General features: G+C 65.3%; 17 protein-coding genes and 1 tRNA gene. 8 read left to right on the top strand and 10 right to left on the bottom strand.

Annotation, left to right across the window (positions count from 1 at the left end; all coding sequences use genetic code 11):
- Window positions 1-33 precede the first annotated feature (33 nt).
- Window positions 34-1,248 carry a cation:proton antiporter gene (locus DOS48_RS15185; protein WP_127118814.1) on the bottom strand — a complete coding sequence of 405 codons (1,215 nt, stop codon included), beginning with the start codon at window positions 1,246-1,248 and terminating at the stop codon, window positions 34-36.
- A gap of 78 nt (window positions 1,249-1,326) precedes the next feature.
- Entirely contained in the window at window positions 1,327-1,806 is a 480-nt protein-coding gene (locus DOS48_RS15180; protein WP_127116561.1) for a cation:proton antiporter regulatory subunit, read from the bottom strand.
- A 130-nt stretch (window positions 1,807-1,936) separates the two neighbouring features.
- Between DOS48_RS15180 and DOS48_RS15175 the strand changes: the two genes are divergently transcribed.
- Window positions 1,937-2,245 carry a hypothetical protein gene (locus tag DOS48_RS15175; RefSeq protein WP_127116560.1) on the top strand — a complete coding sequence of 103 codons (309 nt, stop codon included), beginning with the start codon at window positions 1,937-1,939 and terminating at the stop codon, window positions 2,243-2,245.
- 89 nt (window positions 2,246-2,334) lie between these two features.
- Window positions 2,335-3,636 carry a ribonuclease catalytic domain-containing protein gene (locus tag DOS48_RS15170; protein WP_127116559.1) on the top strand — a complete coding sequence of 434 codons (1,302 nt, stop codon included), beginning with the start codon at window positions 2,335-2,337 and terminating at the stop codon, window positions 3,634-3,636.
- Window positions 3,637-3,736: 100 nt separating this feature from the next.
- Here the strand turns inward: DOS48_RS15170 and DOS48_RS29520 are convergent, their stop codons facing one another.
- Window positions 3,737-3,871, bottom strand: coding sequence for a hypothetical protein (locus DOS48_RS29520; protein WP_256370863.1), 135 nt, complete (start codon window positions 3,869-3,871; stop codon window positions 3,737-3,739).
- A 290-nt stretch (window positions 3,872-4,161) separates the two neighbouring features.
- On the opposite strand from DOS48_RS29520, the gene DOS48_RS15165 reads away from it, so the two are divergent.
- Window positions 4,162-4,851 (top strand): hypothetical protein, encoded by a 690-nt coding sequence (locus DOS48_RS15165; RefSeq protein WP_127116558.1) that lies wholly within the window; start codon window positions 4,162-4,164, stop codon window positions 4,849-4,851.
- Here DOS48_RS15165 and DOS48_RS15160 read toward each other — a convergent pair.
- Window positions 4,835-5,542: a hypothetical protein gene (locus tag DOS48_RS15160; protein WP_127116557.1), complete on the bottom strand. Its 708-nt coding sequence runs from the start codon at window positions 5,540-5,542 to the stop codon at window positions 4,835-4,837. The genes DOS48_RS15165 and DOS48_RS15160 overlap by 17 nt on opposite strands.
- Window positions 5,543-5,922: 380 nt before the next feature.
- A tRNA-Ala gene (locus DOS48_RS15155) sits at window positions 5,923-5,994 on the bottom strand.
- Between the two features lie 250 nt (window positions 5,995-6,244).
- On the opposite strand from DOS48_RS15155, the gene DOS48_RS15150 reads away from it, so the two are divergent.
- The 3 genes from DOS48_RS15150 (at window position 6,245) to DOS48_RS15140 (ending at window position 9,132) form a co-directional block, all read left to right on the top strand.
- Window positions 6,245-6,997, top strand: a complete 753-nt coding sequence (locus tag DOS48_RS15150; RefSeq protein ID WP_127116556.1) for a DUF120 domain-containing protein — start codon at window positions 6,245-6,247, stop codon at window positions 6,995-6,997.
- Window positions 6,997-7,701: a 3,4-dihydroxy-2-butanone-4-phosphate synthase gene (gene ribB / locus DOS48_RS15145; RefSeq protein ID WP_127116555.1), complete on the top strand. Its 705-nt coding sequence runs from the start codon at window positions 6,997-6,999 to the stop codon at window positions 7,699-7,701. The genes DOS48_RS15150 and ribB overlap by 1 nt, the downstream gene beginning before the upstream one ends.
- 501 nt (window positions 7,702-8,202) lie before the next feature.
- Window positions 8,203-9,132: a branched-chain amino acid transaminase gene (locus DOS48_RS15140; RefSeq protein ID WP_127116554.1), complete on the top strand. Its 930-nt coding sequence runs from the start codon at window positions 8,203-8,205 to the stop codon at window positions 9,130-9,132.
- A gap of 15 nt (window positions 9,133-9,147) precedes the next feature.
- On the opposite strand, the gene DOS48_RS15135 is transcribed toward DOS48_RS15140, so the two are convergent.
- Entirely contained in the window at window positions 9,148-9,870 is a 723-nt protein-coding gene (locus DOS48_RS15135) for a DUF502 domain-containing protein (RefSeq protein ID WP_127116553.1), read from the bottom strand.
- Between the two features lie 90 nt (window positions 9,871-9,960).
- Here DOS48_RS15135 and DOS48_RS15130 point away from each other — a divergent pair, with 90 nt between their 5' ends.
- Complete coding sequence (locus DOS48_RS15130) at window positions 9,961-10,503, top strand: CDP-2,3-bis-(O-geranylgeranyl)-sn-glycerol synthase (RefSeq protein WP_127116552.1); 543 nt, start codon at window positions 9,961-9,963, stop codon at window positions 10,501-10,503.
- Between the two features lie 89 nt (window positions 10,504-10,592).
- On the top strand, window positions 10,593-11,606 hold the full coding sequence (locus tag DOS48_RS15125; RefSeq protein WP_127116551.1) for an aldo/keto reductase: 1,014 nt from the start codon (window positions 10,593-10,595) through the stop codon (window positions 11,604-11,606).
- A 35-nt stretch (window positions 11,607-11,641) separates the two neighbouring features.
- Here the strand turns inward: DOS48_RS15125 and hisH are convergent, their stop codons facing one another.
- The 4 genes from hisH to DOS48_RS15105 all read right to left on the bottom strand — a co-directional run bounded on the left by hisH (window position 11,642) and on the right by DOS48_RS15105 (window position 15,301).
- Window positions 11,642-12,301 carry an imidazole glycerol phosphate synthase subunit HisH gene (hisH, locus tag DOS48_RS15120; RefSeq protein ID WP_127116550.1) on the bottom strand — a complete coding sequence of 220 codons (660 nt, stop codon included), beginning with the start codon at window positions 12,299-12,301 and terminating at the stop codon, window positions 11,642-11,644.
- Between the two features lie 133 nt (window positions 12,302-12,434).
- Entirely contained in the window at window positions 12,435-13,403 is a 969-nt protein-coding gene (phnE, locus tag DOS48_RS15115) for a phosphonate ABC transporter, permease protein PhnE (RefSeq protein ID WP_127116549.1), read from the bottom strand.
- A complete protein-coding gene (phnC, locus tag DOS48_RS15110; RefSeq protein WP_127116548.1) occupies window positions 13,400-14,203 on the bottom strand; it encodes a phosphonate ABC transporter ATP-binding protein in 804 nt (267 codons plus the stop codon). Before phnC ends, phnE begins: the two co-directional genes overlap by 4 nt.
- A gap of 27 nt (window positions 14,204-14,230) precedes the next feature.
- A complete protein-coding gene (locus DOS48_RS15105) occupies window positions 14,231-15,301 on the bottom strand; it encodes a PhnD/SsuA/transferrin family substrate-binding protein (RefSeq protein WP_127116547.1) in 1,071 nt (356 codons plus the stop codon).
- Window positions 15,302-15,353: the final 52 nt, after the last annotated feature.

The following is a 15,353-nucleotide window of genomic DNA, read 5'->3' as shown; positions in this document are numbered from 1 at the left end:
TCACTCCCGAGCGGCGGCGCTCTGCGCGGGAGCTCAGTCCGCGGTCTGGCCGCCCTCCGCCGGCGCCGAGCGCTCCAGCCACGCGGTCGCGACCGACTCGAACGGGCCCGAGTACTGCATCAGCGTCGTCCCGAGGATGGCCATCACGAGGACGTAGCCGACCGCGAACGCGTTGATCGTCTCCGCGAGCGCGGGGTCGAACGCGCCGGCCTCGCCCGCCGTCACCGCGACCGTCGCGATGATGAGCGAGAACTCCCCCCGGGTGGTCATGCCGAGCGCCACCCGCGTCGACCGGCGGGCGTCCAGATCGAACGCGCGGCCGGCGAGGTAGCCGGTGACGAGCTTCGTCGGCGTCGTCACGACCACCGCGAGCGCGATCAGTCCCGCCACGCCCCCGAACAGGGACGGGTCGGTGACCAAGCCGATCCAGAAAAAGAACACCGCCGCGAACGTGTCGCGGACGGGTTCGAGCAGCGCCTCGATGTCGTGAGCGCGGTCGGTCGAGGCGAACGCCATCCCGACGAAGAAGGCCGCGACCGCTTCGCTGACGCCGAGCGCGAGCGCGCCGCCCGCGACGACGACCACGGCGGCGATAGACCGGAGCGCGACGAACTCGCGGTTGTCGGTCTTGACGAGTCGCTCGAACGCGGGCGTGCCGAACCGGACGAGCGCGAGGAGGCCGAGGATGAACCCGACGGCGATCCCGATGTCGGTGAGGGCCGCGCCCACGTCGCCGCCGCCGAGCGCGAGCGCGGCCGCGACCGCGAGGTACACCGCGATGAACAGGTCCTCGTAGACGAGCGTGCCGAGCATCGGCTCCGCCTCGTCGTTGGCGATCCAGCCGAGGTCGATGAGCGACTTCGTGATCACCGCCGACGAGGAGATGTACACGATGCCCGCGATCAGGAACGCCGGCAGGAACGCGCCGAAGACGAGCCAGCCGAGGACGAAGCCGACGCCGAAGTTCGCCAGGTCGATCGTTCCGGCGGTGCCGATCTCCGTCCGCCGCGCGAGCAGTCGGTCGAGGTTGAACTCTAAGCCGAGGAAAAAGAGGAGAAAGACGATGCCGAGTTCGGCGCCGACCGTGATGAACTCCGAGGCGGCGATGTAGGCGGTGCCGACGACCGGGAGCGCGACCTGCCCCAAGACGAACTCGCCGAGCACCATCCCGGCGACGATGTAGAAGGGGATCACTGACTGGCCGAGCCGGTCCGCGAGCGCACCGACCCCGGCGATCGCGACGAACATCACCCCGAGTTCGAGGAGGGCGTCAGCCACCGACGCTCACCTCGGCGCCGCGCGGCCGGCGCGCGCTGAGTCGCTCGCTCATTCGGTGAGGATCGCTTCGAACGCCTCGCAGTCCGCCGGCGTTCCCACGCCGATCAGCGTGTCGCCCTCGCGGAGCGTGGTCTCGGCGCCGGGGCTGTCGATCACGTCGTCGGCGCGCTGGATCGCGACGACGGCGAGGCCGGTTCGGTTCCCGATGTCGGCGCCCTCCAACGTCTCGCCGACGAGGGGCGACCCTGGCGGGAGTTCGTACCACTCGAGGAGGATACCGCCCGGCAGCGTCGTCTCCTGGGTGTCCGGCTCGACCGGCTGGAAGTAGGCGCCCTCGATGATCGAGCCGATCGTCCGGGCGAGGTCGTCGCTGAACTCGAACACGCGCTCGGAGTCGGCGCTCGGGTCGGCGCGACGGAACACCTCTCGTTTGCCCGTGTTGTGGATGACGACGACCATCTCGCCGTCGTCGAGTTCGATCTCGAACTTCTTGCCGACGCCCGGAAGGTCGGACTCTGTGATCGTCATGTCTCCCAGAAGCGAGGCCACCGTATTAGTCCTGTAGTTCAGCCCGGCGCCAGAACGGGACGCGGCGGGCCGTCCGACGAGCGTCTGCCGCGCACCAAACGCTAAGTGCGCCCGGTTCGAGGTGCAGAGTATGTGGCGCGCCCGGAAAAACCGGGACCGGCGGACCGTGATCTGTATCGCGTGCGGCGACTCGGTGCTGCGCGAGGACGCGCGCGAGTACGACAAGGAAGGGGACCGCTGGAACCGGCGCGACAAGGAGTTCGAGCACCTCTGTACCGACTGTGACGACGACATCTGTCACCAGCCGCGAGACGGGCTCGAATCGCTTATCCTCTCTATCGAATCGGACGGGCTCTCTCGCGAGGAGTTCCTCGACCGCTACGCCGACGCCGTCGGCGACGCCAGCGAGTCGCCCGAGCGCTCGGAACGCGATCGGTAGCGCACCCCCGACCGCTGGACCCGCCGCAGCCGACGCCGTCGCCTCGCCTCCCCGACAGGCCTTTCTAACGGACCCGCGTTAATCGCAGTATGTCAGACGACGAGCCGAAACCGGGGTCCGCAGAGGACCAAGGTCCCGTGACGATCACGCCGGAGTTGGCCGACCGCCTCGCCGAAAGGCGGACGGAGCTGTTCGAGGAGTTCGAGATCCGCGACGAGTTCCCGAGCGAAGTGCTCCGGGAGGCCGAGGCGCGGACCGAGGGCGTGTACGACGAGATCGAGTCGGAGATCGACGAGCGCGCGGACCTGCGGGACCTGACGACGTGGACCACGGACCCGGTCGACGCGCAGGACTTCGACGACGCCATCTCGATCGAACGCGAGGAGGGCGCCTACCGGCTGTGGGTCCACATCGCCGACGTGACCCACTACGTCACGCCCGACACCGCGATGTGGGAAGAGGCGGTCCAGCGGTCCAACACCGTCTACCTCCCCGACTACACCATCCACATGCTCCCGCCGGTGCTCGCGGAGACCGTCTGCTCGCTCGTCCCGAACGAGGACCGGCTCGCGCACACCGTCGAGATGGAGATCGACGACGAGACGCTCTCCTTCGAGAACATCGATATTTATAAATCCGTCATCAACTCGGACGAGCGGCTCACCTACAAGCAGTGCGAAGAGCGGCTCGAAGACCCCTCGCTCCCGCTCGGCGAGGAGAACGAACTCGCCTTCGAGCTCGCCGACCGGATGCACGAGCAGCGCAAGGAAGACGGGTCGCTCGTGTTGAACCCCCGCCGGGACCGCGCACACACCATCATCGAGGAGTCGATGCTGAAGGCGAACAAGGCGGTCACGCACACCCTGATGTGGGACCGCGGCGTCGAGGCGATGTACCGCGTCCACCCGCAGCCGACCCCCGACCAGTGGAACGAGGCCTTAAAAGAGATCCAGGAGCTCGACTCGGTGTCCATCCCCGGCGACGCGTGGGGCGACGACCCGCGGAAGGCCGTCAACGCCGCCTTAGAGGAGTCGCCCGGTCGCCAGCTGAACAAGATCCAGCGCGCCGTCCTGAAGGTCATGCCGCGCGCGAAGTACATGAACGACCCGTTCGGGGGCCACCACGCGCTCAACTTCGACATCTACGGGCACTTCACGTCGCCCATCCGGCGGCTCTCGGACACGATCAACCACTGGATCGTCCACGAAAACGACGTGCCGGAGACGCTCGTCGAACTCTGCGATCACGCGAGCGACAAGCAAAAGGACGGCGAGACGGCGGAACGGCTCTACAAGCAGTTCCTCCAGGAGGTCGGACTTGACCCCCACGCCGTCAACAACCGCGGCGTCGAGGTCGTCGACGACCCCGAAGAAGCGAAACACACCGTCTGAGCGACCGACGCGCAGCACGGGCCGATGGCGCTCCGCGTCGCAGCAGGCGCTTCGACTGCGGCGACGACCAGCGAGTCGGTCGCGGGCCGCGACGCACCGATCAGACGAAGTTGACGGCCGTGTACCACAGCAGACCGACGGCGACGACGGAGACCAGCAGTATCCACCCGACCATTATCACGCCCATCTGCCGGTGCGAGAGGTTCTCTCCTTCGAGGATTTCAGAGACGCTCATACCGGAATCGACTCACTCAGAGTATTTAACCGCTTCCCACGGGCGAGACGACCGACAAGAACGTGAGGTGACGCGGTCGAGCTGCGGAAGTGGACTCGCGGGGATGTTTGAACCAGAGCCAGACGTACTCGCTCACGGTGTTCGCTGCGCGCGGCTGGCAGGGTTCAAACATCACTCAACACCGACGCACCGGTGAAGAAATATAATTTAATTTATAATTATTGAGTACGCCAATATACAACTTGTCGTCAGAATTATTACTAAGTCACACAGTTACATTTACACTATAAATGACGTTCACTACTGGGTACATCGCCACCACGGCAGGCGATGTAAGCAAGATCTCCGATCATAAAGATACAACGCAGAAACAGGAGTTCAAGCTGGACTCCGTAATTAATACACGTCATGAGTTGATAAGCCTCCAGCAAAACTCAATCGCCCACCAAGGGCAAGCCGCGGAGCAACAGCTGGAAAGGAAAGAAACGCCAAACGTGGACAGCTCTGGAGAAATTCGTATAACGAACTCTCATGAGCCAGAATGGCATGTTACAGACTTCTGGGCTGTTTCGCGCCCAGACAGTGATGACCTAATTGTCGTCAAAAACTCAGGTGGGACATTCGCTTTTGATCTGATTGCTGATGCAATTGGCATGAATATCAAACGAATTAGATTTGATCTACATCAAATATTGGCTGATTTTGATGGCCACTGGGTAGGGGGCTTTGACGAACGATCAGGACGAGTCGAGTCCGGTCTGCTCTACGGTGAGGACATAGAGAACGATGTGGAGATGGGCGACCCGTTTAAGCGAACTTCAAATAAAAGCGTAATCGGACCAAAGATCGATTACAATGGAGACTCTCTTAAGCTCAAAATTGGCCGCGACGGTTGGGTGCAGGTTGTTTCTCCCGGTACCTATCCACAGGAAGCCTACCTAAACTTCGTCAACGACGTGATGCTCAGTTACGCAAGGTGAGCGGTTGGAAGTACCGCCGAATCCCCCGTGTGAGTTGGTTCGGATTATCCAGGTTAAATGTCATTGTAGAATCCTCAAACCTAGCACGCATTCCTAGTTCGCGGTCATTGACATCATGACGTTTGATCGGAACTCTGGTGTCTAATTCCCCAGTTACAAATGACTCTGTCGGATCATCACCAGCAAAACATGTTTTTCCGACCTGTTTAGCAATGTTATCTGAGATATACTCAAATTTGCTCAGGTCATCGTATGTCCGGTATCCAAAGCTCATTGAAGGCTCTGTTTCTACAATAACCTTGTAGCCCACCTTCTCGCCTACCTGACCAGGGAGAGCAGCCATACTGGGATCTATATCTAAGTCTCTCTCAACCAAGACATCGATCGTAGCGTTGATTTCGGGTACAGTGATCCTGATTTTATCCTCAGAAATGCCTTCGATTTTAAGCCCGTCTACGTTACTCTTCAGATCCTCGAAAACGCTGTGATCTGGAGTCTTGGAAGGGTCAGACTCATATCGATCAATTCGACGGATCTTGATACTAGCCCGAGTATCGAAGAGGTAGTGATAGCCTCGGAGAATAGACCGCCAAATTCTGTGTCGGAAGAATACAACCAAACCCGTTGCGAGCAGGGATGCAACTATTCTGAAAAGGGAGGTTGTGACGATACTCCAGACATCCACAATCATATTCTACTCGTCAATTTATCTATTTCACCACTCTTGCAAATACCTTGTGACGGTGAGCTATCTAGTATATAAGTTAACTCCAGTGCGAGATGCACCAGTAATAGAGTTTGTTTCAGTAGCTCTGTCGGTCAGACCACAAGTGTACAAACGGTTCGTCGTAAGAGGGCGGATAATAGAGGGCTGCCGTGTCGTCACCGTTGGAGACTTTCTGGAAAACGCATGATTACCCACCCATAACCTCTCTACTGAATCAAATGTTGGCGGTAAGCTCGGGCGTTAGACCAAATCATAGGTATTCAATAGAAGAGCTAGAACACGGGGGTGAAGCAGGAGACCAGCTAAGTCAATAATACAGTCATTCGGCGGCTTCACGAAGTGAATGGACTCGCGGGGATTTGAACCCCGGGCCTCTTCCTTGCGAAGGAAGCGATCTGCCGCTGATCTACGAGCCCGCATCCGGAAGCAATCGCCGTTCGTATTTGTACCTTACCTTTCGGCGAGGCGCACGCGGGTCCTTCGCACTCGATGAGCGGCCGACGCGACTCCCGACCGCCGGGACCGACGGCGTTAGGTAGCGGGGCGAACAACGGCTGATCGACTGCGGGCTCGTCGAGCGATCGTTCCACTGCAAACGTGAATAACGTTTCTGGAACGCATCTCACATCCGTTACCCTTTTGCGTGCGGACGACCCAGTTTTGCGTATGGCAGAAGCGACGGCAGCGACGGATCCCGACCCGGCCGCCATCGCGGCCCTGAAACACGTCGGGCTCGTCGGCGGCCTGACCGAAACGAAGGTGTCGTGTGCGGCGCTCGGCGACCGGCTCGACGCCTCGACCCAAACCGCCTCGCGGCGGCTCCAAACGCTCGAAGCGGCGGGGTTCATCGAGCGCGACGTGGTGAGCGACGGCCAGTGGGTCCGCGTCACCGACGCGGGCGAGGCCGCCCTCCGCGGCGAGTACGCCGACTACCGCCGGCTGTTCGAGCGTGACGTGGAGCTCGTCCTCCGCGGCGCGGTCACCGGCGGCATGGGCGAGGGCCGCCACTACATCACCCTCCCCGGCTACGCCGAGCAGTTCCGGGCGCGACTCGGCTACGAGCCGTTCGCCGGGACGCTCAACGTGGACCTCGCCGCGGAGAGCGTCCGCCGGCGCGGCGAGATGGCCGGCATCGACGCGGTCCCCATCGACGCGTGGGAAGGCGACGACCGCACCTACGGCGCGGCGTCCTGTTACGGCGTCACGCTCGTCGCGGGCGAGGAGCGCTACGAGACGGTCCACGCCATCGTCCCGGACCGGACCCACCACGACGACGACCAGCTCGAACTGATCGCCCCGGAGCGGCTCCGCGACGTGCTCGACCTCGATGACGGCGACGCGGTGGAGGTCAGAGTGACCGCCACGAGCCGCGCGGACGCCCCCGACGAGCAGGGGGAGCCGGAGACGGAGGTCGCCTGATGCGCGCCGACACCGACGGCGACGACGGGGCGAGCGCGGACGCCGACTCGGTCACGCGAGCGCTGGAGGCGTTCCGCGCCGGCGACCCGGTCTGCGTCCACGACTTCGCCGACCGCGAGGGCGAGACCGACATCGTGTATCCGGCCGGCGCCGTCGACGAGGCGGCCGTCGCGCACATGCGCAACGACGCGGGCGGGCTGATCTGCGTGGCGGTGAGCGACGCGGTCGGCGACGCGTTCGACCTGCCGTTCCTCGCCGACGCGCTCGATCACCCCGCGGTCGACGACGACCCAGACTACGACGACCGCTCCTCGTTCTCGCTGCCCGTGAACCACCGCGAGACGTTCACGGGGATCACCGACGCGGACCGCGCGCGGACCATCGTGGAACTCGCGGGCGCGGCCGCGGCCGTCGACGACGACCCCGCGGGGTACGGCCCGGAGGCCTTCGCGTCGGAGTTCCGCGCACCCGGCCACGTGCACGTCCTGCGAGGCGACCGCGACGGGCTCGCGGGCCGGACCGGCCACACGGAGCTCGGGCTCGCGATGGCCGAGGCGGTCGGCGCCGCCCCCGCCGCCGTGGTCTGTGAGATGCTCGACGACGAGACGGGCGACGCGCTGGCGCCCGCCGACGCCGAGGCGTACGCGCACCGACGCGGAATTCCGTACGTTGAGGGGTCCGACCTCGTCCAGGCGCTTACATAAACGAGCGGAACACCGGCTGCCGGCGCGCGCCTCCGAACGGTCGCCCCCGGCGACCGCGAGGAGCGCGTGCGAGGGAGTCGCGACCGAAGGGAGCGACGAGGCTGGGGAGGCGTGAGGTGCGGTGCTGTGCGGTCGGGTGGGATTCGAAGGGGCGGCCGCGAGGACGAAGCACACCGACGTAAGGACCGCAAGGAGCGAACGAAGTGAGCGACTGCGGACCGCAGCGAGGTGCGCGAGTCCTCGCGGCTGGGGCTTCGGCGGTGGTCACCGCCGATCCGCCAGCGACGAGTTATAACCGAGCGGCTGGGGCTTCGGCGGTGGTCACCGCCGATCCGCCAGCGACGAGTTATAACCGAGCGGCTGGGGCTTCGGCGGTGGTCCCCGTCGCTCACGTAGCAACGATTTGTCAGCGAACGGCGGGGACCCCAGCGACACGTGGCACGTAACAGTCGCGTTCTCCGCATGTCACAGATTTAAGCCCGACCGCCGCAACCTCCGCGTATGGGATTTGACGAGATGGACGTCGACACGATCTGGAAGAACGGGGAGTTCCTCGACTGGGAGGACGCGACGACCCACGTTCTGACCCACGCGCTCCACTACGGGAGCGGCGTGTTCGAAGGCGTCCGCTGTTACGAGACCGAGAAGGGACCGGCGATCTTCCGCTGGGAAGAACACCTCGACCGCCTGTTCGACTCCGCGAAGATGTACGACATGGAGATCGAACACTCCCGCGAGGAGATCACCGAGGCGGTCCTCGAACTGCTCGACCGCCAGGACCTCGAATCGGGGTATATCCGGCCGATCGCCTACTACGGGTACGACTCGCTGGGCGTCTCGCCGAAAGACTGCCCGACGGATCTCGTGATCGCGGCGTGGCCGTGGGGCGCGTATCTCGGTGAGGAGGCGCTCAACGACGGCGTCGACGTGATGGTCTCCTCGTGGCGGAAACACGCCTCCTCGCAGGTGCCGACGAACGTGAAGACCACGGGGCTGTACGTCAACTCCATGCTCGCGGGCGAGGAGGCCCGCCGGAACGGCTACGTCGAGGCCATCGTCTTAAATAAGGAGGGTAACGTCGCCGAGGGGCCGGGCGAGAACATCTTCATGGTCAACGACGGCGAGATATACACGACCGGCCTCGCGCAGTCGATCCTCGAAGGGATCACTCGCGACACCGTCATCCAACTGGCGGAAGAGCGCGGCTACACCGTCCACGACGAGGCCATCATCTCGCGGGGACAGCTGTACACCGCCGACGAGCTGTTCTTCACCGGCTCCGCCGCCGAGGTCACGCCGATCCGGTCGGTCGACGACACGGAGATCGGCGCGGGCACGCGCGGCCCGGTCACGGAGGAGTTACAGAACGCCTTCTTCGATCTGGTGGAGCGGGAGACGGACGACCACGACGACTGGTTCACCTACGTTTAAAAACGTCGCCGCCGGCTACGGGCGTGATCCGGTCCCGTCGTCGCCCCCGTCCGCCGACGGGCGCTCCGTTTCGCCCGGCGCCCCGTCGGTGTGGATGTCGCCGATGCCGCCCGGTCGCCGAGAGGCGCCATCGGACGGCCCTTCTTCTTCGACGGGAACCTGGTGGGCCGACTCGGCGAAGCCCGCCGAGAGGACCCGCGTCATCCCCTCTTCGACGGTCTCGCCCGTCTCTTCGACGCGCTCCGGTTCAACCTCGATGACGAACCCGGTGGTGATGTTGGGTGCGGTCGGCATAAAGAGGACAATCTTCCCGTCGCGCGTCTTCTTGCCGGTCCGGAACGCCGTCATGCGGATCCCCGGCCACGTCTCGATGTAGACCGGGCTCTGCAGTTCGTCGGTGCCGGAGACGGCCGTTTCGATCGCCAGTTTCGACGCGTTGTACACCACGCGAAGCGCCGGGATCCGGTTTATCGCGCCGTCGACGGCGGACTCAGCCAGCCGTCCGAGCGTCGTCCGCATGAAGTAGCCGACCGCGAGGACGACCGTCACGAATACGGCCATCGCGATGACCACTCGCGAGGCGGGTTCGAGCCACGCGGGGATGACCGTGGGCTGGAGCGCTTCGATCAGCGGGATCGACGCGATATACCGGTAGATCCACTGGAGGACGAGGAGGAGGACGAGGAGGGGCGCCAACACGATGAGGCCGCTGGCGAAGTCGCGTTTCCACGTGGACATCTATCGAATCGTCATCTGTCGGCGACGCTTAAATGGGCTTCTACGCCGCGATCCGGGATTTATAAACCCGCCACGGGCGCAGGTGCGGGTATGATCGGTTCGCTCGTCGCGACCGCGTTCTGGGCGATGTTGCCCGCGTACGTGCCGAACAACGCCGCCGTGCTCGCGGGCGGCGGCCGCCCAATCGACGGCGGCCGCGAGTGGCGCGGCGCGCGCCTGCTCGGCGACGGCAAGACGTGGCGCGGCACCGCGGTCGGAACCCTCGCCGGCGTCGCCGTCGCGCTCGCGCTCAACCGCCTCGCCGCGCCCGCGAGCGCCGCCCTCGGCGTCGACCTCCCGACGTTCGCGCTCCCGGCCGCCGTCGCGCTCGCGTTCGGCGCGATGTGCGGCGACATCGGCGCCTCCTTCCTCAAGCGTCGGTCGGGGCGAGAGCGCGGCGCGGCGTTTCCCGGACTCGACCAGCTCGACTTCGTCGTCGTCGCGCTCGCCGCCGTCTTCGTCGTCGACACCGACTGGGCGCTCGCGGTGTTCACCCCGGCCGTCCTCGTCGTCGTGGTAGTGATGACCCCGGTCCTCCACGTCGTCACGAACGTCGGCGCCTACGCGGTCGGCGTAAAAAACGAGCCGTGGTAGCCGCCCGCCCGCGCCGCCCTCGCCGAACGGTCACACATCGCGTCCGCTAGCTGTGGGTTTTTGCGGCGACGGCCACTACCGACCGAGAGATGACGCCAGCACTCGACGACATCGACCTCGATACGGTCCCGCTCGGTCGGACCGGCCTCCGGACCAGCGAGCTGCAGCTCGGCACGTGGCGGTTCGGCCGCGTGACCGAGGCGGGCAACGTGGAGATAGACGAGGCCCGCGCACACGAACTGCTCGACGGGTACGAGGCCGCCGGCGGGCGCTACATCGACACCGCCGACGTGTACGGCGGCGGCGACTGCGAGCGCTGGATCGGCGACTGGCTCGCCGAGCGCGACCGCGAGCGCTACACGATCGCCTCGAAGGTGTACTGGCAGATCCGCGACGGCGACCCGAACAGCCGCGGGACGAATCGGAAGAATATCCGGCACCGCGTCGACGCCCTCTTCGACAGGCTCGACACCGACTACCTCGACGTCCTCTACATCCACCGCTGGGACGACGAGACGCCGGCCCGCGAGCTGATGAAGACGCTCAACGGGCTCGTCGAGTCCGGCAAGGTCCACTACCTCGGCGCCTCCACGCTCCGCCCGAACGCGTGGAAGGTCGCCCGCGCCAACGAGATCGCCCGGAGCGAGGGGTGGGAGCCGTTCACCGTGCTCCAGCCGCGCTACAACCTCGTCGACCGCGAGGTCGAGGGCGACTACCTTGAGTTCGCGCGCCACCAGAATCTGGCCGTCTCGCCGTGGAGCCCGCTCGGACAGGGCTTTTTGACCGGAAAGTACGACCGCGACGCGGACCTTCCCGAGGAGTCGAAGGCCGTCGAGTCGAGCCGCTTCCAGGAGGCGTACCTCACCGAGGCGAACTTCGACCTCCACGACGAACTCGACGCCGTCGCCGACGAGGTCGACGCGACCCCCGCTCAGACCGCGCTCGCGTGGCTCGCCCACCGCGACGGCGTCACCGCGCCCATCGTCGGCGCGCGCACGACCGACCAGCTCGCGGAGAACCTCGCGGCCGCCGAAATCGACCTCGCTGACGAGCAGGTCGACCGGCTCACCGCCGCGAAGCCCGGCCCGTACGACGGGCTGTAACTCTCGACGACAGTCTCCGTCGTAGACGCCGCCGCCTACTGCTCCGCGCAGTACCCGACGAAGTTTCGCAGAATACGGAGCCCCGTCTCCCCGCTCTTTTCCGGGTGGAACTGAGTGCCGAACACGTTGCCGGCCTCGTTGGCGACGACGGCGGGGAAGTCGACGCCGTAGTCCGCGGTGGCGACCACCGCGTCCGGGTCGTCTGGCTCGGCGTAGTAGGAGTGGACGAAGTAGGCGTACTCCCCGTCGACGCCCTCGACTATCGGGTGGTCCCGCTCGACATCGAGTTCGTTCCAGCCCATGTGAGGGACCTTCCTGTCGACCTCGAACCGGACGTTGGTGCCGGAGACCAGATCGAGCCCCGTCACCTCGCCTTCGCCCTCGTGGTCGGCCTCCTCGCTGGACGTGAGGAGCATCTGCATCCCGAGACAGATCCCGAAGAGCGGGCGGCCCGCCTCGGCGTGGTCCGTCAGCGCCTCGCGGAGCGGACCGGCGTTTTCCATCCCCTCGCGGAACGCGCCGACGCCCGGCAGGACGACGCCGTCGGCGGCCGCGAACGCCTCGGGGTCGTCGGTTATCTCGACCGCGGCGCCGGCGCGTTCGAGCCCGCGGGTCGCGGACCGCAGGTTGCCGAGGCCGTAGTCGACCAAGACGACGTCCGCCAGCGTCTCCGCGGGCGGTTCGAAGGTGCTCATACCTCCCCTGTGAGGGGGACGGAAAAAGCGGTTTCCCTTGTGACGGTCGGGCGCCGGTCGCGGGGCGGTGCCGGGCGTGCGAGCGACGCACCACGGCGGACGCGGAGCGCCCGCGTTCAGTGCGGCGGCCGCGTCACTTCAGCGCCGCCTCGGCCATGCGCTGCGGGAAGCCCAGGAGTAGCGCCACGAGCCCCTGCGCCTCGTCGCCCTCGCGGAGCGCGGAGCGGATCCGCTGTGAGAAGACCTCCACGGAGATGATCAACACGAGGATGACGAGGATCGTCGCCATCATGTTGGTGAACGCGAACAGCCCCTGCTGGACGGAGAGCACGTTGCCGAGTCCGCCGCCGCCGATGATACCGAGCGAGACGGCGATCCGGACGTTGATCTCGAAGATGTATAGCGTCCAGGCGATGTACGGCGTCGTCACCTGCGATAACATTCCGAAGGTGATCGTCTGCGGCTTGTTCGCCCCGGTCGTCTCCATCGCCTCGATGGGGCCGTCTTCGATCTCCTCTAGCTCGTCGGTGAAGAGGCGACCGAGGTTGCCGATGGTGTCGGTCGCGATCGCGAGCGTCGCGGTGACGGGGCCGATCCCGCCGAGCGGGATGTAGATGAGCCCCCACACGAGCGCGGGGATGGCGCGGATCGACGACATGAGCCCGCGGAAGATGAAGTTAAAGGGGAACGGCGTCACGCGGCCCGAGCCCAGAATGCCGAACAGCAGCGCGAGCGGAAACCCCATGACGGTGCCGGCAAAGCCCATCGCGAGGGTGATCCCCGCCTCGCCGAGCAGCGGCGTGTCGCCGCCGAACCCGCCCCAGATGAGGTTCCGTTCCTCGATGAACGCCCAGTAGTCGAGGAACCCGGTCGGGTCGATGAACGGGAACGAGGGCGCTAAGAAGGGGAAGAAGTCGCGGAGCGCGTTGAGGAAGTTCGGGAAGTACTCGGGAATGTTGGCGGCGAAGAAGCCGACGGAAGTGAGCGCGTAGTAGAACACCGCACCGAGCACGAGCAGCCCAACTCCCATCACGAGCGCCTTGACGCGGCGAGCGAGGACGATGGCCTCGTAGCGCTCGCGGACGGCGTCGTCGAAGCTCACTGTTCGGTCCCCCCGTCGGAGACGACCGTCGACGACGCCTCGTCGGCGGTTCGGTCGGCGTCGGGCGCGAACATCCCCTCGGTGTCGATGTCGCCGTATATCTCGTCTATCACGTCCATGTCGAACTCGTCGCGGTAGCCGTCGAACACCTTCTCGCCGTCGCGGAGGCCGATGAACCGCTCACCGAACTTCCGCGCGAGGTTCACCTGGTGAAGGCTGATGACGGCGGTCAGGTCGCGCTTTCGCGCGGCGGTCCGGAGGTACCCCATGACCTGCTGTGAGGAGCCCGGATCGAGGCTCGCGACCGGCTCGTCGGCCAGCAGAATCGTGGGGTCTTGAACCAGCGCACGGGCGATGCCGACGCGCTGCTGTTGCCCGCCGGACATGCGCTTTGCGCTCTGTTGGGCCTGATCGAGCAGTCCCACGGTGTGAAGCGCCTCCAGCGCCTGGAGTTTGTCTGCTTCGTCCTGACGCTGGAACAGCGAGTCGATGAACGTGTTCCGGTTGAGCGACCCGGTGAGCGCGTTGGAGTACGCGGTCATCTGGTCGATGATGTTGTGTTGCTGGAAGATCATCGCGATGTCGTCGCGGGGACTGGTCACGGGCTCGTCGCCGACGCGGATCTCCCCCTCGGTGGGGGTTTCGAGCGCGTTCATACACCGGAGCAGCGTCGACTTCCCGGAGCCGGAGACGCCGAGGACGATGACGAACTCGCCCTGAGGGACCTCGAACGAGACGTCGTCGAGCGCCACGGTGTCGCCGAACCGCTTCGCGAGCCCGTCGACTGTGATGCGACTCATTAGATGTAAAGAGGGGTTGTGAGGTGTTTACGAAAGGTCTTCGAATTCGAGGCCGAGCTGGTCGAGCACGTCCCGAATCGGCTCGTAGTCATCGATGCTCCCCTCTTGGACGCCGGTGAACCAGAGCGGCTCGCCGTCGTAGTCGTCGCCGTGGCTGAGGTCGTCTTCGGTCACGTTCAGGATGGCCTCCTCGATGTCGGCCTTGACCGGGTCGTCCCAGCTGGCCCGCGTCGCCAGCGGTGCGCGCGGGATCGGGTCGGACACCGCGAGCAGCTGGAGCTCCGTCCCGGACGACTCGATTTCGTCGCCGGCGCCCTCGTACTCCGCCGAGATGTCGACGAAGTCCTGCGACATCTCCTCGAACTGCTCCTGCGGGATGTACGGGGCCGACGAGAACGCGCCGGTCGTCGCCGCCATCACGTCGTCGCGCTGGACCATCTGCTCGCGCGCCGTGGTGTGATCGGAGTACTCCGCGTCGAAGTCGACCGCGTCGCCGTCCGGGGCGTTCCCGATGTCGAGCCCCGCGTTCTGCAGCATCGTGAGGGGAACGAGCGTCCCGGAGACGGAGAGGATGTCCCCCATGTAGATCAGTTCGCCTTCGAGGTCGGCGAGCGACTCGATCCCGCTGTCGGGCGTCGTCGTGGTCGTCGAGAAGTACCGCGCCGCGCCGTACGCGATCCGGACGCCGACGATGTCGAGGATGTCCTCGCCGGCGATGACGGCCGACGGCGAGATGTCCGCGATCTCCCCTTGATCGTTCCGCATCGCCTGCAGCGTCGCGGTGTAGCTCGCCGCGCGGTCGGATTCGATCTCGACTTCGACCTCGGATTCGAGGTACTCGAACATCGGCTGGTACTGCTGTTCGATCTCCACGTCGGCCTCGGCCGGGTTCAGGATGAACTGCGCGGAGGGGACGTCGTCCGTCTCGCCCGCGGAAGCGCCGTTACTCCCGTCAGAGCCGTCGCTCCCGCCGGAGCCACCGCTCCCGTCGGACCCGTCGCCGCCACCGCCAGAACAACCCGCCAACGCGACCACACCGCCCGCGCCCGCCGTTTTAACGAAGCTTCGCCGGTCCGCCGACCACCTGTTGTCGGACATACGGATGGTACTGTGAGCGACGCGACTAATCGTTTTCTATGTGTACTATATA

This window comes from Halorubrum sp. PV6, assembly GCF_003990725.2.
In the GTDB taxonomy this organism is placed as follows: Archaea; Halobacteriota; Halobacteria; order Halobacteriales; family Haloferacaceae; genus Halorubrum.
Note: the sequence above shows the minus strand (reverse complement) of the source record. Positions and strands in the feature narration are given on the sequence as shown.

Coding starts and splice junctions, on each gene's coding strand:
- DOS48_RS15185 (WP_127118814.1), bottom strand. CDS start 1,248: ATGTTCGTCGCGATCGCCGGGGTCGGTGCGCTCGCGGACCGGCTCGGC.
- DOS48_RS15180 (WP_127116561.1), bottom strand. CDS start 1,806: ATGACGATCACAGAGTCCGACCTTCCGGGCGTCGGCAAGAAGTTCGAG.
- DOS48_RS15175 (WP_127116560.1), top strand. CDS start 1,937: ATGTGGCGCGCCCGGAAAAACCGGGACCGGCGGACCGTGATCTGTATC.
- DOS48_RS15170 (WP_127116559.1), top strand. CDS start 2,335: ATGTCAGACGACGAGCCGAAACCGGGGTCCGCAGAGGACCAAGGTCCC.
- DOS48_RS29520 (WP_256370863.1), bottom strand. CDS start 3,871: ATGAGCGTCTCTGAAATCCTCGAAGGAGAGAACCTCTCGCACCGGCAG.
- DOS48_RS15165 (WP_127116558.1), top strand. CDS start 4,162: ATGACGTTCACTACTGGGTACATCGCCACCACGGCAGGCGATGTAAGC.
- DOS48_RS15160 (WP_127116557.1), bottom strand. CDS start 5,542: ATGATTGTGGATGTCTGGAGTATCGTCACAACCTCCCTTTTCAGAATA.
- DOS48_RS15150 (WP_127116556.1), top strand. CDS start 6,245: ATGGCAGAAGCGACGGCAGCGACGGATCCCGACCCGGCCGCCATCGCG.
- ribB (WP_127116555.1), top strand. CDS start 6,997: ATGCGCGCCGACACCGACGGCGACGACGGGGCGAGCGCGGACGCCGAC.
- DOS48_RS15140 (WP_127116554.1), top strand. CDS start 8,203: ATGGGATTTGACGAGATGGACGTCGACACGATCTGGAAGAACGGGGAG.
- DOS48_RS15135 (WP_127116553.1), bottom strand. CDS start 9,870: ATGTCCACGTGGAAACGCGACTTCGCCAGCGGCCTCATCGTGTTGGCG.
- DOS48_RS15130 (WP_127116552.1), top strand. CDS start 9,961: ATGATCGGTTCGCTCGTCGCGACCGCGTTCTGGGCGATGTTGCCCGCG.
- DOS48_RS15125 (WP_127116551.1), top strand. CDS start 10,593: ATGACGCCAGCACTCGACGACATCGACCTCGATACGGTCCCGCTCGGT.
- hisH (WP_127116550.1), bottom strand. CDS start 12,301: ATGAGCACCTTCGAACCGCCCGCGGAGACGCTGGCGGACGTCGTCTTG.
- phnC (WP_127116548.1), bottom strand. CDS start 14,203: ATGAGTCGCATCACAGTCGACGGGCTCGCGAAGCGGTTCGGCGACACC.
- DOS48_RS15105 (WP_127116547.1), bottom strand. CDS start 15,301: ATGTCCGACAACAGGTGGTCGGCGGACCGGCGAAGCTTCGTTAAAACG.